General features: G+C 49.2%; 21 protein-coding genes and 1 other annotated feature. Of the genes, 12 read left to right on the forward strand and 9 right to left on the reverse strand.

Annotated features, from left to right (window positions below; genetic code table 11):
* Positions 1-7 precede the first annotated feature (7 nt).
* A complete protein-coding gene (locus tag BN3279_RS04440) occupies positions 8-1,060 on the reverse strand; it encodes a M23 family metallopeptidase (RefSeq protein WP_232436754.1) in 1,053 nt (350 codons plus the stop codon).
* Between the two features lie 164 nt (positions 1,061-1,224).
* Here BN3279_RS04440 and lipA point away from each other — a divergent pair, with 164 nt between their 5' ends.
* Both lipA and BN3279_RS04450 read left to right on the forward strand, forming a co-directional pair.
* Positions 1,225-2,121, forward strand: a complete 897-nt coding sequence (gene lipA, locus BN3279_RS04445; protein WP_059049436.1) for a lipoyl synthase — start codon at positions 1,225-1,227, stop codon at positions 2,119-2,121.
* 51 nt (positions 2,122-2,172) lie between these two features.
* Positions 2,173-2,529, forward strand: coding sequence for a YutD family protein (locus BN3279_RS04450; protein ID WP_059049437.1), 357 nt, complete (start codon positions 2,173-2,175; stop codon positions 2,527-2,529).
* Positions 2,530-2,562: 33 nt separating this feature from the next.
* On the opposite strand, the gene BN3279_RS04455 is transcribed toward BN3279_RS04450, so the two are convergent.
* The 3 genes from BN3279_RS04455 to ylbJ form a co-directional block, all read right to left on the reverse strand.
* On the reverse strand, positions 2,563-4,011 hold the full coding sequence (locus BN3279_RS04455) for a S41 family peptidase (RefSeq protein ID WP_059049438.1): 1,449 nt from the start codon (positions 4,009-4,011) through the stop codon (positions 2,563-2,565).
* Between the two features lie 245 nt (positions 4,012-4,256).
* Positions 4,257-5,060 carry an NAD kinase gene (locus tag BN3279_RS04460; RefSeq protein ID WP_059049439.1) on the reverse strand — a complete coding sequence of 268 codons (804 nt, stop codon included), beginning with the start codon at positions 5,058-5,060 and terminating at the stop codon, positions 4,257-4,259.
* Positions 5,061-5,148: 88 nt separating this feature from the next.
* Entirely contained in the window at positions 5,149-6,381 is a 1,233-nt protein-coding gene (gene ylbJ, locus BN3279_RS04465) for a sporulation integral membrane protein YlbJ (RefSeq protein WP_059049440.1), read from the reverse strand.
* 448 nt (positions 6,382-6,829) lie between these two features.
* Here ylbJ and BN3279_RS04470 point away from each other — a divergent pair, with 448 nt between their 5' ends.
* Positions 6,830-7,207: a globin domain-containing protein gene (locus tag BN3279_RS04470; protein WP_059049676.1), complete on the forward strand. Its 378-nt coding sequence runs from the start codon at positions 6,830-6,832 to the stop codon at positions 7,205-7,207.
* A gap of 43 nt (positions 7,208-7,250) precedes the next feature.
* Entirely contained in the window at positions 7,251-7,949 is a 699-nt protein-coding gene (locus BN3279_RS04475) for a DUF2225 domain-containing protein (RefSeq protein ID WP_059049441.1), read from the forward strand.
* A gap of 59 nt (positions 7,950-8,008) precedes the next feature.
* Here the strand turns inward: BN3279_RS04475 and BN3279_RS04480 are convergent, their stop codons facing one another.
* Together BN3279_RS04480 and BN3279_RS04485 are read right to left on the reverse strand one after the other, a co-directional pair.
* Entirely contained in the window at positions 8,009-8,239 is a 231-nt protein-coding gene (locus BN3279_RS04480; RefSeq protein ID WP_059049442.1) for a hypothetical protein, read from the reverse strand.
* Complete coding sequence (locus BN3279_RS04485) at positions 8,236-8,442, reverse strand: YycC family protein (RefSeq protein WP_059049677.1); 207 nt, start codon at positions 8,440-8,442, stop codon at positions 8,236-8,238. Before BN3279_RS04485 ends, BN3279_RS04480 begins: the two co-directional genes overlap by 4 nt.
* Before the next feature lie 96 nt (positions 8,443-8,538).
* On the opposite strand from BN3279_RS04485, the gene BN3279_RS04490 reads away from it, so the two are divergent.
* Both BN3279_RS04490 and BN3279_RS04495 read left to right on the forward strand, forming a co-directional pair.
* Entirely contained in the window at positions 8,539-10,344 is a 1,806-nt protein-coding gene (locus tag BN3279_RS04490; protein ID WP_059049443.1) for a M3 family oligoendopeptidase, read from the forward strand.
* 210 nt (positions 10,345-10,554) lie between these two features.
* Complete coding sequence (locus tag BN3279_RS04495) at positions 10,555-10,965, forward strand: hypothetical protein (protein WP_059049444.1); 411 nt, start codon at positions 10,555-10,557, stop codon at positions 10,963-10,965.
* Between the two features lie 102 nt (positions 10,966-11,067).
* Here BN3279_RS04495 and BN3279_RS04500 read toward each other — a convergent pair whose 3' ends face one another.
* Positions 11,068-11,286: an alpha/beta-type small acid-soluble spore protein gene (locus BN3279_RS04500; protein ID WP_059049445.1), complete on the reverse strand. Its 219-nt coding sequence runs from the start codon at positions 11,284-11,286 to the stop codon at positions 11,068-11,070.
* Between the two features lie 106 nt (positions 11,287-11,392).
* Entirely contained in the window at positions 11,393-12,373 is a 981-nt protein-coding gene (locus BN3279_RS04505; RefSeq protein WP_059049446.1) for an aldose 1-epimerase, read from the reverse strand.
* Positions 12,374-12,799: 426 nt separating this feature from the next.
* Positions 12,800-13,064, forward strand: a binding site (T-box leader).
* 79 nt (positions 13,065-13,143) lie between these two features.
* On the opposite strand from BN3279_RS04505, the gene trpS reads away from it, so the two are divergent.
* From trpS to BN3279_RS04525, 3 genes are all read left to right on the forward strand, one after another.
* The gene (gene trpS / locus BN3279_RS04515; RefSeq protein ID WP_059049448.1) at positions 13,144-14,127 is read left to right on the forward strand and encodes a tryptophan--tRNA ligase; all 984 of its coding nucleotides are present in this window, start codon (positions 13,144-13,146) and stop codon (positions 14,125-14,127) included.
* 176 nt (positions 14,128-14,303) lie between these two features.
* Positions 14,304-15,242 carry a heme o synthase gene (gene cyoE / locus BN3279_RS04520; protein WP_059049449.1) on the forward strand — a complete coding sequence of 313 codons (939 nt, stop codon included), beginning with the start codon at positions 14,304-14,306 and terminating at the stop codon, positions 15,240-15,242.
* Positions 15,243-15,255: 13 nt separating this feature from the next.
* Complete coding sequence (locus BN3279_RS04525) at positions 15,256-15,855, forward strand: SCO family protein (protein ID WP_059049450.1); 600 nt, start codon at positions 15,256-15,258, stop codon at positions 15,853-15,855.
* Between the two features lie 25 nt (positions 15,856-15,880).
* On the opposite strand, the gene BN3279_RS04530 is transcribed toward BN3279_RS04525, so the two are convergent.
* Positions 15,881-16,225 (reverse strand): toprim domain-containing protein, encoded by a 345-nt coding sequence (locus tag BN3279_RS04530; protein ID WP_059049451.1) that lies wholly within the window; start codon positions 16,223-16,225, stop codon positions 15,881-15,883.
* Positions 16,226-16,409: 184 nt separating this feature from the next.
* Here BN3279_RS04530 and BN3279_RS04535 point away from each other — a divergent pair, with 184 nt between their 5' ends.
* The 3 genes from BN3279_RS04535 (at position 16,410) to nrdE (ending at position 19,987) form a co-directional block, all read left to right on the forward strand.
* Positions 16,410-17,225 carry an undecaprenyl-diphosphate phosphatase gene (locus BN3279_RS04535; protein ID WP_059049452.1) on the forward strand — a complete coding sequence of 272 codons (816 nt, stop codon included), beginning with the start codon at positions 16,410-16,412 and terminating at the stop codon, positions 17,223-17,225.
* A 331-nt stretch (positions 17,226-17,556) separates the two neighbouring features.
* Entirely contained in the window at positions 17,557-17,916 is a 360-nt protein-coding gene (gene nrdI, locus BN3279_RS04540; RefSeq protein WP_059049453.1) for a class Ib ribonucleoside-diphosphate reductase assembly flavoprotein NrdI, read from the forward strand.
* Positions 17,903-19,987, forward strand: a complete 2,085-nt coding sequence (nrdE, locus tag BN3279_RS04545; protein WP_059049454.1) for a class 1b ribonucleoside-diphosphate reductase subunit alpha — start codon at positions 17,903-17,905, stop codon at positions 19,985-19,987. Before nrdI ends, nrdE begins: the two co-directional genes overlap by 14 nt.
* Positions 19,988-20,023: the final 36 nt, after the last annotated feature.

Genomic DNA, 20,023 nt, shown 5'->3' on the forward strand with positions numbered 1-20,023 from the left:
AGGGCGTCTACTTCTTGGACGCCCTCTTCTTGTTGGCTGAACGGTCAAGCTGCTCCCATCTCTTCAGCAGCGGATAAGGGTCGAAGGCCCATTCACTGTGTCCGGTATCGCGGTAAATGCCGTAGTGCAGGTGCGGCGGGAATTTCCCCGAGGTGCCGGGAGGTCCGTAGCCACTGTTGCCAACCCAGCCAAGGGTTTGTCCAGGTTCAACAAAATGTCCTACTTCAATCCCTTTTTCATATCCTTGCAGATGGGCAAAGTAATGATAACGGTTGTTGATGTCACGGATGCCAAGCCGCCAGCCGCCGTAAGGATTCCAACCCTTGGTCTCCACGATGCCGTAGCAAACGCTGCGGACGGTGACACCCATAGGGGCAAATAGGTCCGTGCCCTCATGAATACGGAGTCCACCCCACCCTCGCCGAGCTCCCCAAGTATCTCGGTAGGTATAGGTACTACGGATCGGAAGGGGAAAAGACCCGGCCGCCAAGTCCAGCGTGCGGAAGTTCTTATACATTTTGGCAAATTGATGGACCCGCTCCACGGCGAGGTTGTTCTGGTAATAGCGCCAGAGTCCGATGCGGAGGTCCTCTTCATGATAACCGAAGCCCAGCAAATAGGCCGCCATCGTGAACAGGGAGTCGCGGTCGTCCTTGGGATCGGCAATGCCATCTGCGGTTGCGTCCTTTCCCATGCCGCCGAACAAGCCAATCGTAGCCGGATTACGGTCCTCGGGGTCCGGGTTAAGCGGCCCGACCCAGGTCCCTTCCTTGAAGCGTATGCCCGTCAAGCGGGACTCCTGCTGTTTGCGGGGAGTAATCGTCCGCTCATATTGATCGATGGCAGCGATCCAATACCAAGGAATCCGGGTTAGTATTTCAATCTCCTCATAAAGCCCCATGCGCTGCTCGAAAATGTTGGGCTCGGCAGCAGCAACCCCGGTCTCCTCCTTGGCATTCACAGGGCATGTCCCCAAACCGCTTACACAGGAGGCTATCAACAGACTGAGGGTAATCAGGTATTGAAGCCACGAAGTGCGGGTAATCAGATAAGACCTCAAGATGTAAATCCCTCCTTCAGAACTATACAGTCCAACCTGCAAGACCTCCTTAGGTTGAGGCAAAGTCTGTGTTTTTATTCCATATCCAGAGTATGTTTCCCAGTTCATTCATGGTATAATAGTACAATGTGATTTGACTTCAAAGAGAAGGAAGGTCTTGCATCTTGGCAAAGAAAATCCAGGAGCCCAAGCCGGATTGGATTCGGATCAAGCTGACGACCGGAGACAATTATCAGGATATTAAGCAAATGATGCGCTCCAAAACTTTACATACGGTTTGTGAAGAAGCGCGTTGCCCGAACATATATGAATGCTGGGCGAACCGCACAGCTACATTTATGATCCTGGGGGATATCTGCACGCGAGCTTGTCGGTTCTGCGCGGTGAACACCGGACTGCCGACCGAGCTTGATTTGCAGGAGCCTGAGCGGGTTGCTGAGGCTGCTGAGCAGATGAACTTGCGTCACTGCGTAGTCACCAGCGTAGCCCGTGATGACCTGAAGGATGGCGGTGCCGGTATTTTTGCCGGAACGATCAAAGCCCTTCGCCAGCGTCTTCCCCTTTGCAGTGTGGAGGTCCTGATTCCCGACTTTCAAGGTGATGAGGAGTCTTTGCGCATTGTAATGGATGCCAAACCGGATATTCTTAATCATAATATCGAAACGGTGGAACGCTTATCTGACCGGGTTCGGGCCAAGGCCAAATATCATCGCTCTTTGGAGCTGTTGAAGCGGGCTAAGGAGATGAATCCGGATATCCCTACAAAATCCAGCATTATGCTGGGTGTGGGTGAAGAATGGGAAGAAATTCTGCAAGCGATGGATGATTTGCGAGCGGTAGACTGCGATATTTTGACGATCGGCCAGTATTTGCAGCCTTCGCCACAGCATTTGCATGTTGAGAAGTATTACAAGCCGGAGCAATTCATGGAACTGAAGGAAGAGGGGATGAAGCGGGGATTCAGTCACGTAGAATCCGGTCCGCTGGTGCGTAGCTCCTATCATGCCCATGAGCAGGTGAACTCGGCCAAGAAGAAAGCGAGCGTATCTGCCTCATTGTAACAAGGCACTAATTAGCCATACGGATGATGTATGTAGAAGGAGGAGCGCCCCTTGATTCAAATCGGCGGCAAAACCTACGAACTTATTCAGAACTACAAAGAAGCTTGGGACCCTGAGGCGTTCAAGCAGCGTTATAGCGAGGTACTGGACCGTTACGATTATATTATCGGGGACTGGGGTTATGAGAAGCTGCGCTTGAAGGGATTTCTACGGGACAACCATCCCAAAGCCAATCGTGATACCGCGTATTCCGGAATCACGGATTATATCAACGAATATTGCAATTTCGGCTGTGCTTACTTTGTACTTCAGAAGGTCAAGGACAATCACAAGGAACGGGATAACAAAGACAAGGATTCAGGTAACAATTTCAAAGGACAACCGCAAATGGAAACGGCCTCCGAATAATTCGGAAGGCCGTTTTTTTATATATGATTTTTTTTAACGATTAGATAAGTTCAGAGTACCTTGGTTATAGCTCCAACGAATATGAGGGTACTTCTTGACGAATTCATGCAATTCCAGATAAGATTCGCCCTCTACGAGCTTCACGGCCTGTGCGGCTACGGTAAATCCTGCTGCTGTGCCAGCACTATCGGTGATCGTCAGCTTCTGATTACTGGTCACCCAGGTTGGCGTGCCTTTGACCAATGCTGCAAGCAGGCGGGAAGGTGCATACACCTTATCGCCGTCCTTCAGGACGTCAACATATCCAGGGAACGGCGCCCCGTTGATGCTTAAAGATGCTGGACCACCACTGATGTCGATGCGCCGTACCCCAGCCTCATATAGTCCGGTTACAAGCTGGGCCGCTGCATTATACTCAACCTCGATATCCGGCTCGAGGCCAACGTAATTGAAGTCCTCCAGATGCGGCGTGAAATAGGCCTGCACGGTGAGCTTCAAGGAACTGCCATTGGATAAGGTGAACACATTTTGAATACGAGCCTTACCGTAGGTTTGTTCTCCGACGACCGTGGCGATGTCATTATCACGAAGCGCGCCGGTCAAAATTTCGGAAGCGCTGGCTGTTAACTCATTCGTTAATATTACCACCGGCATGCCAATAGATTGTCCATCTTCTATGACAACCGCTTCTAGTTCATCGCTCTGATCGGCAATATACATCAGGACCTGGTCATCCATGAAATGCTTGGCGATGTTGGCTGCCGAATCTACATAACCGCCGAGATTATCCCGAAGATCCAGCACCAGAGCACCGATGCCTTCCTTACGTTGCCGTGCCAGCTCTTCAGCGAACTCTTCATCGGCTGTATCCGAGAAAGAAGAGATGGCGATATAGCCTACCTTGCTGTAAGGCACAACCGTTCCCGTAACAGACGGGAGGGTGAAGTGAGCACGCGTAATCGGGTATACCAGAGATTGTCCACCGCGGTCGACCGTAATTTTCACCTCGGTATGTTCTTCCCCTTGTATTCTCAAGATATCCTCGCTGCTGGTGACGGGAAGGCCATCTACCTTCACGATGATGTCTCCCGGCAAGATGCCAGCCTTGGCTGCTGGAGAATTCTTCAGCACATCGGTAACGAACAGCTTGTCCTCCGTGTAACGAAGAGTGGCTCCAATCCCTACAAACTCTTGGTTCACTCCGTCCTCAAAGCTTTGCAGTTCTTCTTCTGTAAAATAGTCGCTATAGGGATCTTCCAGGGTATAAACCATGCCACGAATGGCGTTGTCCAGTAACTCCTGGCGTTCTACACCTTCAATATTGTAGGTCTCCAGGTAATAAAGCACCTCTTGCAGCGCGTCCAGGTCCGAGGCTTCGGTGGCTGCGTCTGCTTCTGCGGCCCAGGCGGCTTGCGGCAATCCCAGGAGCATGAAGGATAAGAGAGGGATCAGGGCATATCTGCGAATATAATGGGGGATCATGATCATCTTCCTCTGCAAATTATTTAAAGAATTTCACTTCTAGAGGTTGTTCAAAAAGTCACCTTCCCAGGACGAAGATGTTCAAGGAGTGAACTCGGCATCGAATCTTGAATTCACCCGGGCCTTCCGTTGCTCACGTACCCACTACGTAAGCTCCGCTACTCAGTCCCTAGCTTCATCCAACCTTCTTGGTCCTGTAAACCCGACTTTTTGAACACGCACTTCCAAGCTGAGAGTTCAAAAAGCTAGTCAAGAAATGCGTTGCGTACCCGGGTCCAAAAAGGAAACGGCCGGTAGCGGACAAAGCTGATTTTCCGCTCGGCAACCTGACAGCTTACCGAGATCAAATCATCCATCGGCAGGTTAACGTGATCGATGGTCAGCAGCAAATTTTGTTCCTTGCGCGAATAAATGTCGCAGCGATGATGCTTGGGCAATACAAGAGGTGAGCCCAGGGTTCGAAATACCCGGTTGTTGATCGAAGCGATCTCCGTCACCTGTAATGCTTCAATAGAAGGGTGGAGCATGGCTCCGCCCAGACTCTTGTTATAGGCGGTACTTCCCGATGGAGTGGACACGCAGATGCCGTCGCCCCGAAACATTTCAAACATCTGGTCATTAATGTCCACCTGGGCAACTACGGTGCCATCCACGCCTTTCAAAGTAAACTCGTTCAGACATATGTAGGAAGAGTTCCCGGAGCGCTTGCAAATTTCCAAATGAATCAAGGGATATTGGACGACTCGTGGTTCTATCGTTTCCCCCTTCGCCTGGTTGCTCATCATATGGATGAGCTCAGGAATCTCATCGGCTTTCCAGTCGGCATAGAAGCCCAGGTGACCGGTATGTATGCCTACGAAGGCAATCGAGGGAATCTGGTCGATGAATGTATGAAAGGCGTGTAGCATAGTGCCGTCTCCGCCAATCGATACCACGATATCGGGAGATTTCTCATCCAGTTCCAAGCCATTCTCGGCAGCAAGCCGATGAAACAACTCGCTTAATTCAACGGATATTTCATCTCCACGATCAAGTACAAAGTATTTCAAGATGACAAGCTCCTTTAAAGGTCCTTTTGTAAAGATCATAATCAATTCGTGGGCAGAACACAATGTTCATTTTCTGTAGAGCCGGGCTTTACAACGCGCGTTTTGCCCGAATCCAGTGTATGATTTTCACCAGAATTGACAAAATAAACAAGGCAAGCAGAATAAGCAGGAACGTCTGAAATCCTGATGTTATGGCGCTCCAACCATATAGCGATTCGTCCGTCTGAAGCACTCCTTCCGGGAGCCATATCCAGGCCGGGGCGGCATCCATAAGAGGCCCCCATAATAGCAGCAGCAATCCGGCAGCTAGTAAGGCATGAAGTAGACGAGCCAGCAGGAACGGGGCATAACGCAGGTCCGCTTCATTTAAAATGCTGGCAACTTGGGCATGGACAGACAATCCGCCCCAGGACAAAATAAAAGCAGCCGCCGCGGCTTTGTAGATTAGCGGGATGCCTTCCGGGGCAGCCGAAGCTCTGGCGCCGAGCGTAACTTCGAACAAGCCGCCCATTAATGGCTCTGCCAATCCGGAGGGAAGTCCGGCAAGCGGAAGCAGATGCTGCACCGCTATATAGAGGGAATTCATCAATCCCGAAGCGGTCAGCACCTCCAGAATGACGGAGAAAAAAACAACCAGACCTCCTACGACAGCCATGAGTTGTAAGGAGGAGGCGATGGCCTGTCTTAGCAGTTCTCCAAGGCTGCGCCCATCGGCCATCCGAGCTTCGTGCATAGCCTGTAGCGCCAGCTTCAGGCTAGAGCCTTTAGCGGTGGTTGAAGCGGTGGTAACGGAGGACTCGGAGTCCGCAGGTCCGTAGAAGCGCATAATCAATCCAAGCAGCAAAGCACTCCCGTAATGAGCCAGGGCCAGCACGCCAGCCAGCTTGGGATTGCCGAAGAAGCCCACCGAGACGGCACCAATCAGAAAGATAGGATCGGAGGACGTAGTGAACGCCACGAGGCGTTCGCCCTCAACCCGGGACACCAGACCCTGCTCACGCAGCTTGGTAGCCAGCTTGGCGCTAACGGGATATCCGGAGGCAAACCCCATGGCCAGCACGAATCCACCACTGCCCGGGATACGAAATGCCGGCTTCATTAACGGGTCGAGCAGCTTGCCCAGGAAATGAACGATACCGAAGCCGAGCAGCACTTCGGAGATGACAAAAAACGGGAAAAGGGATGGGAACAACACGTCCCACCATATAGCCAGACCCCGCACCCCTGCTTGCCAGGATGCTGTGGGATAAAGAGCCATCAGCATAATCAGCAGCAGGACGGCGAAGAGAAACAGTACAGCAGTTAACCGTTTTGCAACCATAACGACGCCTCCACTTTGCATCATAGTGAGAGTGTATGATTTTTATGGGACAAACAGCACAAAAAAAGCCGAAAATGCAAGCTCTACAGGCTGATATTTTCAAAACGGTATGCTAAAATGATTCTATAAGACCATACCCATAACTTTTGAACCACTACGATACATTCATGGACTTCGCAGGAGCCAAATTTTTGTGGATGGAGTGATAATCATGAGCGTTGTTGCAGGTGTTCTCGTGTGTGCTTTTGTTTATGTTATCCGCGCCTCTCTGGTCCATTCCAATGAAGAGGATTGGCGCAGTTATTGATAGACTTGTCATTTGAGTAAAAGCTCCGCTTCGGTAGGAGCTTTTATTTTTTTTTGTTATAATGAGGAAAGACGTCCATTTTTGACGCATGCTTTTGGACATGAGAAGGAAATTAGACACAGGAAGCGGGCGGTGAGGCAGATGGATTTGAGCAAGAGCATTTACGACAATCTGGGCGGCGAGCAAACGATTCGGCGGCTGGTAGAGGCTTTTTACCCGAGAGTTCAGCGTGATCCATTGCTGGGTCCCTTGTTCCCTGAAGACATCACTCCGGTATTGGAAAAGCAATCTATGTTCCTGACGCAGTTTTTCGGAGGTCCTTCCCTTTATTCTGACGCTTATGGCCATCCGGCCATGCGGGCCAGGCATATGCCGTTTCCGGTGACCCGGGAGCGGGCGGAAGCCTGGTTGGCTTGCATGCGCGGGGCGCTCCAGGAGATTGGAGTTGAAGAGCCGCTGAAGGAATTCATATTGGAGCGGTTATCTGGCCCGGCCTTTCACTTTGTCAATACACCTTGAACGGGAATCATCCGCAAGGGACTACGGAAAGGAAGTAAAACAATTGGAATTGGAACCCCTCTATCAGATTAAAGTCACTTGCAGCCACTGCCAAAATGAGTTCTCCACCTCACGTGTTCGTCCCAGCTTCAAGCGGGCTTCGCGCACTGACACGGATTTCTGTAGCTATTATCAGAAGGAGAATCCGGATTATTACGTTGTACGTATCTGTCCCTCCTGTGGCTTTGCCTCCACGGAAAATTCACTCGAACGTCTGAATGACCGGCAGAAGCTGAAATTCCAAGAGGCGATCGGAAGCCGATTCTCCCAAAGAGACTATGGGGGCAAGCGTGACTGGGATACTGCGCTGGAAACGTACAAGCTGGCTTTGATTTGTGCACAGACCATCGGTGAGAAGGATCGGATTATCGCGAGTTTGCTTCACCACATCGCTTGGCTGTACCGATATCAGAGCAACCGGGAGCAAGAGAAGCGGTTCATGGAATTTGCCCTGGAGGCGTACATTCGCGTATTCGAGAATGAAGGGGTAGGTGGGAATGATGCTCGCTTGATGTACCTGATCGGTGAGCTGCATCGCAGAGTGGAGAATTACAATGATGCGGTCAAGTGGTTCGCCAGGGTCATCAATGATAAGAAAATTATGGATGCGGCGATGATTCGTGCTTCTCGGGAGCAGTGGGCACTGTTACGTGAAGAAATGTTAAACGGCGGACATGAGCTACCAGAGGAAATGCAGTCATAACAAGCTCAGGACCGTTCCGGCAAAGGAACGGTCCTGGTTGTGGTAAACGGTTCTCTGAGTTAACGAAGTACGGTATCGGTTAACAAATAATCATTGTCGCAGTCCAGCACATGAATTTTGTTCCCACAGCAAGGGAAGACGATTAACTTCTTCTTTCCTTGATGAATCGTTTTAAGTTCGCGGGGTTTCAGCGGCAGCAGCACATTGCTGGTGGAGCAGAACGGACACTCATGTACATAGACATCCCCCATCATAACATCATAAGGCCAGGCTTGGTTAAACGGAATCATGAAGGTTCTGCATCATGACCTGAGTTGTCTTTGGATGCGGCGGTATCCGCTTCTGCCGCTGAACTTGCGGCCTCTTCCTTGGCCAACTCGGCAAGTTTCTGTAATAAGATGTGCTGCGGCATATGCATCAAGTGCTCAATGGGCACTTTGAGTTTTGCGGCTAATTTCACGGCGGTATCCGCCGAAATTTGTAATGGCTTCATCATTCTTATCCCCCTGTCAAGCTGATAACTATATCTATAAGCATACACTTTTTTTTCATGAACCATCAATAGGATGACGAAAGGAAGAGATTATTTATGACAACGCCATTTGCAGGACCACTTAAACCCGTATGGGATTTGGAATCAATATTTCCCGGAGGATCGTCTTCTCCGGAGCTTCAGGCTTATCTCAAACAGTTGGAGCAGGACATTGCCAATTATCACAGTCAGGTTGCCGAGTTGGCGGTTCCCACAACGCTCGAGGACACTCGGGCTTTGGATGGTTTGCTTGAGAATATACAGGATGTAGACGCACGTTTATTTGAAGTGTTCAGCTTCATCGGCTGCTTGACGGCACAAGACCAACATGACAAGAAGGCGGTTCAACTTAATGCGAAAGCTACGAGCCTGCAAGCTTCCTTCGAGAATGTATTGACCTTGTTCTGGAATGTCCTGAGCTTAACCGGAGACGAGGTGTGGGAGGCCTGGATGAAGCGGGAAGAGATTGCCCCTGTTTCATTTGCGCTTAGCGAGAAGCGAAGCCTGGCCCGGGAGAAATTAGCTCCGGAGCTGGAAACACTCGTATCCGACCTGTCGGTGGATGGTTATCATGGCTGGGGACAGCATTATGATACGATTGTCACCAACGTAACCGTTCCGTTTGAAGATGCGGACGGCAACGTTGAGCTTCTATCTGTAGGCCAGGCAGCGAATAAGCTGGATAGCCCGGATCGCAGCGTGCGGGAGCGTGCCTTTGCAAGCTGGGAGGAGGCCTGGTCGAAATCGGCGGATTTCTGTGCGGATACGTTGAACCGGCTGGCAGGGTTCCGTCTGAAGCTGTACGAAAGACGCGGCTGGGATAACATCCTTAAGGAGCCGCTGGCTCTTAACCGGATGTCGGACCAGACGCTTACCGCGATGTGGAAGGTCATTGAGGATAGCAAGCCTACGTTCGTAGCTTATCTTGAACGCAAAGCGAAGCTGATGGGGCTCGATAAGTTAAGCTGGAACGATGTGGATGCTCCACTTGGTCAAGTGTCCGGTAAGGTAACCTATGAGCAAGGGGCTTTGGATATTGTTGAGCAGTTCCGGAAGTTTAGTCCGAAGCTGGCCGATTTTGCCGTACAGGCTTTTGACAAACGCTGGATCGAAGCGGAAGATCGTCCCGGCAAGCGCCCAGGGGGCTTCTGTACCTCATTGCCGAAGAGCAAACAGACCCGGATCTTTATGACGTTTGGGGGAACGGTATCCAATGTGTATACACTGGCTCATGAATTGGGCCATGCTTATCACCAAAGCGTGATGGAGGACCTGCCGTTCCTGAATCAGAATTATGCAATGAACGTGGCCGAGACGGCATCGACTTTTGCTGAAATGATTTTGGCGGACGCTTTTGTGAAAGGTGCAGCTACCAAGGAAGAGCAAATCGTCCTTCTGGCCGACAAGATTCAAAATTCAGTTAGCTTCTATATGAATATCCATGCTCGCTTCCTGTTCGAGACGCGGTTCTATGCCAAGCGGAAAGAAGGCGTGTTGGAGGCCAAGGAATTATCAGAATTAATGGAAGAAGCGCAGCGTGAGGCTTATCATAATGTGTTGGACAGCTACCACCCACATTTCTGGGCTTCCAAGCTGCATTTCTATATTACGGATGTACCGTTCTACAACTTCCCGTATACCTTCGGTTACATGTTCAGCACGGGGATCTATGCGATGGCGATGCGCGAAGGAGAAGGCTTTGCCGCCAAGTATGATGCATTGCTGCAGGATACCGGGCGCATGACGGTTGAGGAACTTGCACTTAAGCATCTCGGCGTAGATTTGACTCAGCCAGACTTCTGGCAGGATGCGATGGCTATAAATATCGCCGATGTAGAAGCCTTCCTGGAACTAACCAAATAAGCAAAAAGTAATAAATCCGAGTCTTGAGCAGACTCGGATTTTTGTTATTTTTTGACTGATTTTAATTATATAAAGAGCAATTTGTCCTGATTATTGATAGGAATTAATGACTAATTAACAACTAAATTGTTGAACATTGTATGTTTGTGGCCTATAATGTGACATAAGACCTAGAAAATAGGAGAATGCACTTGAGGGAGGGAGAAGATTATGATCAAAACCGATGAGATTTCACTGGTCAGACAGGTAGACATGGTGTTTAAGGAGTTAGGGGAGGAACTGGCCGGGTTAAGCTCAGGAACTGTATTTCTGCAAATTCGCAATAACACGGTCGGGAAATTTGGAATCCGTCATAACCCGATTGCGGGAAGGGACGGGCAACTTACTGAGGAAGAACAAGGGCTGAATGAGACTCAGTTGAATTCTTTTCGGATGATGGCGATCGAGGCGCTGAAATACAAGCGTTATTGGACCCATGGCGAGATTAGCTACGAATTTGCTTTGCGAAAAGGCATGGTTGTTGTCGACGCTGTGATGGAATCCAACTACAATATGGCCAACTTGCTGGTCCAACGTTATTCGCCTAAGGATAAGGCTCATACATACAAGAATATTTCTTAAACATACAGAGTAACAAGCGTCAGTATAAAAGCAACTCACAGTGGAACAGGCGACCTGCCTAGGCAGGTCGCCTGTTTCATATAATCATAATAGGAGATGCAATTACAGGTTCGAACGACCTGAAAGTTGCTGCTCCGCGATTTGGACCAAACGTTTTGTGATGTATCCTCCAAGAGAACCTGTTTCACGGGAAGTGTAGTTCCCGTAGTACCCGTCTTGAGGAATGGTTACGCCCAGTTCCTGTGCTGCTTCAACTTTCAATTGTTGAAGAGCAGCAGTTGCTTGAGGAACCACAAGATTATTGCGGCCTTGACTTGCCATGTTTGTCACCTCCTTTGGCGATTGTGATGTTAGTATGGTTCGCAGAGAGCAAAATATGCGCAAAATACGAAACCAAAGGAGGTGGCAATTATTGCATTTCTTTGAGTCAGGAGATTGGGCCGTCTGGGTATACTATGTCCAGATGAATATTGAGCTTAAGCGATTGCCCGGGCTGAAGCTCGATTAACCCAGTCTCACTTGCAGGCAAATCGATATTGGGGGCATCCGGCAACCAGGTGTAAGGTTCGATGCAATAGAACTGGTCCGCTTCGCCTTTGGAATAAATGACCCAGAACTTAAAATACTCAGGATCAGCAGTGTAACGCAACCCATAGCCATCATCACGGGTCAACAGCGCCTCCACAGGCTTATCCCCGATACGAAGCATGGTATCACAATTGGTTCCCTTCAAATTCATCCCCTGGTTCAAGGCATTCCAGGCACCAAGCGGGACGACCTCACCCGTAGGGATATTCTCTTCGTCGGCGCTAAATTGATCGGATACCGGCAATTTGAGTGTCCAGCGTCCAGGCTCGCCATCAATCATGAACCACGTGTGCAGTCCCAAACCAAAAGGAGCGGGTTGTTTGCCCAGGTGGCTGACCTTATAGGTTTGGGTCAAGGATGAGCCTTGCAGCCGCAAGGTCATTTCCAACTTAAGCGGCTCAGGATATTGCCGAATCCAGTCAGGATCGTCAGAGGTGATGAACTCGGTCGTAATCGCACAACCCTCTTCATCCTCTTCTATATCGCTTACGCACCAGCTCTGCGTACGGTGCAAGCCGTGAATGTGATTGTCGTTGGCCGTGTTCTGATTGAATTGATATTGCTGGCCAGCATACGTGAATTGCCCTCTGCGTATGCGTCCCGGAGGAGCCAGAAGGGGAATGCCGAAGTGGTATGGCTTTTGCAGGTAAAAATCAAGTTCGCTTTCTTCCGGATGACGCAGTACATCGCGTTGTTGGATATTATCCCATATACGAATGACGTTATTGCCAAGGCGGGGTAGCAGCGTGACTTCAAGTTCGCGGCTATGTAAGATATACGTATCGTAACCGTTCCATTGCCCTTTGGTCACTTTTTTCATATCGTTGCTCCTTTTCCCACATAATAATCAGTTCTTTAAGAGGTAGTTCAAAAAGTCGTCTTCAAATGGACGGAGTTGTTCAAGGAGTCAATTCGACATCGAATCTTGAATTCACCCGGGCCTAGCATATGCTTCCGTAGTATGTTTCCTTCAGAAACATTTCGGTTGCTCACGTACCCATGCTTCCGAAGTCGTTTTCTCCGAAAACGTGTAGCTCCGCTACTCATTCCCTAGCTTCATCCAACTCAAGCGTTTTGAAAAAACGCACATCGAAAGCATAAGCTTTGGTCCTGCAAACCCGACTTTTGAACACGCACTTTAAGCTAGACTAATCATAACACTTTTTCCGGTGGACGAAAAATGGATTTGACACGGCCCGGCACAGCAATTTATGATGGTAACAATTAAGGTTGAACTTCCATATAAAGAAATGCGATGATGAGGGCAAGTAAGCGAAATAATCGTCCTGCAGAAAGCCGGTGGTTGATGCGAACCGGAGGAGGATTTTGGCCGAATGGACCTCGGAGTGCCTGGTGGAACGGAAGGGGCGAGTCTCTTCCTAAGTATACCCGGCCGATTGATCCGCGTTATGGATTTGAAGGTTGGAAATGTTCCCAGGCAGCTTATTTTAGGTTGCTGCTTATGGATTTTCTGGCGAATAAGGGTGGTACCACGGTCTCACGTCCCTTTATGGGCGTGGGGCCTTTTTGCATTCGTTTTGCCGGTGGCCTAGGGCCTGACATTATTATTGACTTGAGGAGGATGTCGTTATGAAAACAGTTCTTTCCGGTATTCAACCCAGCGGGCAACTTACGCTTGGCAATTACATTGGGGCCATTAAAAACTTTGTAGCCCTGCAGCATGAACACAAATGCAACTTCATGGTGGTGGATCTTCATGCTATTACCGTTCCCCAGGAACCGGCTGCTCTGGCAGAGCAGTCTGAAGCTGTCGCAGCGCTCTATATTGCCGCAGGAATTGATCCAAATAAGGCCAATGTTTACTTGCAATCACATGTGATGCAGCATGCTCAACTAGGATGGTTGTTGACCACGCTCACTTCCATGGGCGAACTGGAACGAATGACGCAGTTTAAGGACAAATCAGCGGGCAAGGACTCGGTAGGGGCCGGTTTGTTTGTATACCCCGCCTTGATGGCGGCTGATATCTTGCTCTATAACGCTGATTTGGTACCGGTAGGTGAGGATCAGAAGCAGCATTTGGAGTTGACCCGAGATTTGGCCGGACGCTTCAATCACCGGTTTGGGGATTATTTTACTTTGCCAGCGCCTTATATTCCCGAGGTCGGAGCTCGTATTATGTCCTTGGACGATGCCTCTAACAAGATGAGTAAGAGCAACCCGAATCCCGGAAGCTACATTGCTCTGCTGGACACTCCGGACGAAATTCGGAAGAAAATCAGCCGGGCAACCACCGATTCAGGCCGCGAAGTGAAATTCGATCCTGCAAACAAACCGGAAGTTAGCAACCTGATTACGATATATAGCCAGTGTGCCGGCCTGTCCATTGCAGAGGTGGAGCAGCGTTATGAAGGACAAATGTATGGTCAATTCAAGAAGGATTTGGCCGAAGTGGTGGTAGGTGTGATTGAGCCACTTCAGCAGCGCTATCGTGATATTCGCGAGTCCGGTGAACTGCGCAGCATCTTGCGCCAGGGAGCGGAGAGAGCAAGTGAGATGGCAGATAAAACCTTGAAAGAGGTTCAACGTCTGATGGGATTTGTTGCTCTTTAATGTGTAGTCACCGAATTGTCATAAACAACGGGCGGGATTCCGAGTATTTTTAAACATTTACGCGTTTTGATGTGATAAAGTTTATATCAAGAGGATGCAATCGCTAAAATATTTGCGAACTATTTGATATAGGCTAATCCCAACTTAATACGATATGTAGGAGGATTGAATCGCGCGTGGACAAACCATTAAGTGTTCAGACTTCTGCGGAATCCGCTGCGTTGTCTGTTAGACCTACTCCTCCGGGAGAAACGGCGACCTGGAGAGATTTCGTCGCTTTGACGAAGCCAGGCATATTACGCTCTAATTTGATTGCGGCCTTCGCTGGTTTCTGGCTGGCTTCCCGCTGGGAATTGGATATTTTCGGACTCATTGTCATGCTGGTTGGAACAGGACTGGTGATGGCGGCATCATGCGTATTTAATAATTACTTCGATCGGGAAATGGATACCAAGATGGCCCGCACGAAGAACCGGGCGCTTCCGACAGGCAAGCTGGCGCCCAAGACGGTATTATGGTACGCATCCATTTTGGGGGCCGCGGGCCTTGTCGTACTATTTGCTTTCTCCGGGCCGCTTGCCGGCTTGTTTGGCATCATTGGCATGCTGGTATACGTGGTCGTGTACACGCTTTGGCTTAAGAGAACGTCTACCTGGAGTACCTCAATTGGGGCTATTTCGGGAGCTATGCCACCTGTAATCGGGTATGTGGCGGCCTCCGGCCAGATTGATTTGGGAGCGTGGATGTTATTTGCCTTATTATTCTTATGGCAGCCGCCGCATTTTTGGGCGCTAGGCATTCGCCGAACCGAAGAATACCGGGCAGCAGGCTTCCCGTTGCTTCCTGTCGTCAAGGGGATTCCCCGGACAAAGATACAGATGATTCCGTATCTGGTGTTGCTGTTGCCGATTCCCGTATTACTCTATGCATACAACTACACCGGGATTTGGTTTTTGATCATTGGAGAGCTGCTCTCCGTGCTGTGGCTGCTGATGGCCCTGCAGGGATTCTGGGCCAAGGATAACGATGCGTGGGCCAGAAAGGTGTTCTTGTTCTCGGTTAACCATTTAACGATATGTCTGATTGTAATGATTCTGGATACGGTCAGATTGTGATGGAGGTTGCGGGATGACGGTTCTGGTGAAATACAAATGGAGTTGGATTCTGCTGGCGATTTGTGCGGTGTTGGCTGGTTACCTGCTATGGGACGCGTATGCTAAGCCCAAGCTGCCAGTCATTCGGCCTGTCGCCGATTTCAGCATGGAGAACGTGGATGGTAGCACGGTGACGCTGGAGGATACTAACGGCAAGGTGCGGCTATTTTATTTCTTCTTCTCCAATTGCCCGGACGTCTGTCCGATTACTACCTTCAGGCTCAGTCAAGTTCAGGATATATTGAAGGAAAAGGATTTGTTTGGTCAGGATGCCTCTATCGTTTCGGTCACCTTTGACCCGGAGCGGGATACACTTGACAGCTTGAAAGCCTTCGGTGATAAGTTTAAGGCGGATTATAGTGGTTGGTACTTCCTGCGAGGGGACCAGCAGCAAACGTTCGACTTGGCCATGGACTCATTCAAGATATTGATTGATCAGGACCAGGAGGGCAATTTTGTGCATATGGACCTGATCGGGCTGGTTGATCGCAAAGGGCAGCTTCGTGCCATTTACCGACCGGAAGCAACGCCACAGGAAATTGCCGATGGAGTTATGGGTTTAGTGCGGGAATAACTGAATAGCAGGTGGTTGGACCTGACTAGAAGGCCGGCGGAGGGTATAGAATATACTCCTCTAGCCCGGCCTTTTCCAGTTGGGCAATAATATATTCTTCCGGCGTTCCTTCTACCCCGGCATATCCTCGGCGGGTATAAATTTGCTGGGCCTCAGGAAAGGAGTCGCGGAGCACCCCGCGGATTCGCTTGCCGGAGGGATCGTTATCAAGAAATAGATACACCTCATCGTCTGCTACCTGTTTGCGCAACTTGTCCAGCTTCTCGTTGTTAAGAGTGCCAAAGGTGCAGTGAATACGGACCTCCTCGGTCAACAAACGCCGAACCTTGCTGCGGTCATTTTTCCCTTCTACAATAATGCTGATATTCAAGATAGAGTCACCTCAAAATAGTTTAGTCATGGAGCCATGGGGCTATGCCCTTAGTTTATACTGCCGTCAGGTGGCGATGCAAAGCAGGGGGCTTTTTACATCCTCCCTCATTGCGCTATAATCTATAGAAGTACAGTGGGAAAGATTTGCTGGGACAAAAAAGACAGAAGAAAGTGGGTAGCTTGTGGAAGACTTGATATTGTGGCTTAAATATTTGATTTTAGGCGCTGTCCAGGGTGCGACAGAGCCCATCCCGGTATCATCCAGCGGCCATGTCATCATTGCCAAGAAGCTGCTGGGCATCGTAAACGAAGGCCTTTCATTCGAAATTTTGACGAATACAGCTTCGCTACTGGCGATCATGTTCATTTACCGACAGGATATTGCCAGATTGTTCGTAAACGGCCTGGGTTATCTCAGAACACGAAAGCCTGAGTACAAAGCGGACTTTATGTTTATCATTTACATTATCATTGGTACTCTTCCAGCCGTCATCGTTGGCATGTTGTTCAAGGATCAAATCGAAACCGTATTCTCTTCAGTTCACACGGTAGCGATTGCTTTGTTGGTCACAGGAGCAGCGTTATGGATCATTCGTAACCTTAGGGGGAGAAAGCGGGACGGCGATTTATCAGCCAAGGATGCGTTGCTGGTGGGCCTTGGGCAAGCCGTTGCCCTGATTCCAGGCATCAGCCGTTCGGGGGCCACGATCATTTCCTCCATTGCGGTGGGAATGAAGCAGGACACTGCCTTGAGATTTTCGTTCATGCTGTACATTCCGGTCAGCCTGGGTGGATTGGTGTTGGGGATTTCCGATATTGCCAGCGATTCAGCCAGCTCGGCGTTATTTGTGCCGTACCTTATCGCTTTCTTAACCACAATGGTCGTTACTTATTTTGCCATGAAGTGGTTTATGAACATTATGGCTAAAGGGAATTTGAAATATTTTGCTTATTACTGTTTTGTGGTGGGGATCTTGTTGCTCGTCTTCCAACTGTAGTGTTTGTTGGCAAATTGTATTGACAAAAAGCGCCTCTTGTTGCAGAGGGGCTTTTTTGTATGCGAAGAATTTCATCTCAAAATTAAAGAAAAATTTTTAAAAAAATAATTATCAACAAGCTTAAGCAGCAGCAGAGGCTTGTCTGATGCGAGGTTGGCGAATTTTCCACATTATCCACAAGTGGGACAAGCTGTATTTAGGTGTTTTTCAGGATTGACAATACTATATATAGGTATTAAATTAATTAAATACAACAATATGTTGTTTCTGACGAGTTGAAATCATCAAATATAGTTATAGAAAAGATGATAGGAAAAGTGAGGGAGTAACGATGCTGATTGCGTACGATTCCAAGACGGGCAACGTGAAACGGTTCATTCAGAAGCTGGGTTGTCCTGCGGTGCAAATCAATGAGGACATGACGCTGGAAGAGCCGTTTGTACTGATTACATATACGACCGGGTTTGGACAGGTACCTACAAAGGTGTCGGCTTTTCTGGAGAATAATTATAAGCGACTGCTTGGCGTAGCTGCCAGCGGTAACCGTAATTGGGGTGAGAAGTTTGCGAAGAGCGCGGATTTGATCTCGGAGCGCTATCAGGTGCCTATCGTGGCCAAATTCGAACTTTCTGGAACCAAGCGGGATGCGGAAAATTTTATGCAGGAGGTGAGCCGGGTTGCGGCATATTGAACTTAACAACTTATTGATGCAACGGGACGCAGACGGGTTCTTCCAGTTGGATAAGGACCGGGAAGCTGTTGCCGAATTTATGGAGGAAGTAGCGCGTAAGAGCATGACCTTCCTGACTGCCACCGATAAGGTGCGTTACATGATTGACAACGACTACTATGAGAACGTGCTAGGCCAATATACGGCTGAAGAAGTCGAGCATGTATACAGCATCACCCACAGCTATAACTTCGAATTCCCTTCTTATATGGCAGCATCGAAATTTTATAACGACTATGCATTGAAAACGAATGACAAATCGATGTTCCTCGAACATTATCCCGATCGGGTAGCTATTGTGGCGCTTTATCTGGGACGAGGAAATGCAGATACAGCCAGCTTGCTGGCACGCTCTATGATGGAGCAACGGCTTCAACCGGCAACCCCGACGTTCCTCAATGCAGGTAAAAGCCGCCGCGGCGAGATGGTCTCCTGCTTCCTGCTGGAGATGGATGATTCCCTGAATTCGATCAACTACGTGCTGAATACATGCATGCAGTTGTCCAAGATTGGCGGCGGGGTAGCGGTCAACCTGTCAAAGCTGCGTGGACGTGGCGAAGCTATCAAAGGCGTTGAGGGTGCAGCCAAAGGCATTATGCCGGTCTTGAAGCTGATGGAGGATGCTTTCTCTTACGCGGATCAAATGGGGCAACGTAAGGGTTCTGGTGCCGGGTATTACAATATCTTTGGCTGGGACGTTGCTGAATTCCTGGATAGTAAAAAAATTAACGCCGATGAGCGGATTCGCCTTAAGACGCTCTCCATCGGCCTGATTGTGCCAAATCGTTTCTACGAACTAGCCAAGGCTAACGAGCCGCTTCATGTGTTTGGCCCTTATAGTGTATATAAAGCTTATGGTACGCATCTGGATGACATGGATCTTGATGTAATGTATGACACGCTGCTTGCCGACAGTAGGGTTAAGAAAAGAAAGCTGATGAGCGCGCGGGACATGCTGACCAAGATTGCCATGACTCAGTTGGAGTCCGGTTATCCATATATTATGAACAAGAGCAATGCGAACAATCAGCACGCCTTGAAGCGGGTAGGTCAAGTGAAGATGTCCAACCTGTGCACAGAAATCTTCCAATTGCAAGAAACATCAGAGATTCTGGATTATGGCAAGGAAGACATGATTCGTCGCGATATTAGCTGTAACCTGGCATCCTTGAATATTGTGAACGTAATGGAACGGCAGAAAATTCGCGAGTCTGTGCATGAGGGTATGGTTGCTTTGACGGCCGTCAGCGATATGACGAGTGTATCCAATGCTCCGGGTGTAGCCAAGGCGAACCGGGAAATGCATTCCGTAGGACTTGGTGTTATGAACCTGCATGGCTACCTGGCGAAGAACAAGATTCCTTATGAGAGTGAAACGGCTCGGGACTTTGCCCGCACCTTCTTCATGATGATGAACTACTACTCCCTGGAGAAGAGCATGGAGATTGCCACGCAAACGGGTGAAATCTTCGCAGGCTTCGAGGAATCGGAATATGCGACAGGCGAATACTTCGATCGTTATCTGAACACGGACTATCGTCCACTTACCGAACGGGCAGCCGGGCTGTTCGCCGGAATGGAAATTCCATCGCCGCAAGATTGGGCGAAGCTGAAAGAAAACGTGATGAAGCATGGACTGTACCATGCCTATCGATTGGCTATTGCGCCAACGGCTAGCATCTCGTACATTCAAAATGCAACCTCGAGCGTTATGCCTGTGGTAGAGCAAATTGAAACCCGGACTTATGCAAATTCGACTACTTATTATCCTATGCCTTATCTAAGTGCAGAGAATATTTTCTTCTATAAATCAGCGTATCAAATGGATCAACTCAAGGTCATTGACCTGATTGCGGAAATTGCCCCGCATATTGACCAAGGTATTTCGACGATTCTGCATGTGAACAGCAATGTGACGACTCGCCAACTGGCGCGTTACTATCTGTATGCAGCGCACAAAGGCCTTAAGTCATTGTACTATACGCGTACGAAGAATTTATCCGTTGAGGAATGCCTGACCTGCTCGGTGTAAATAAAAAAGGAAGACTTGAAAGGGATGAATGACGGA

The organism is Paenibacillus senegalimassiliensis, assembly GCF_001486585.1.
GTDB lineage: Bacteria > Bacillota > Bacilli > Paenibacillales > Paenibacillaceae > Fontibacillus > Fontibacillus senegalimassiliensis.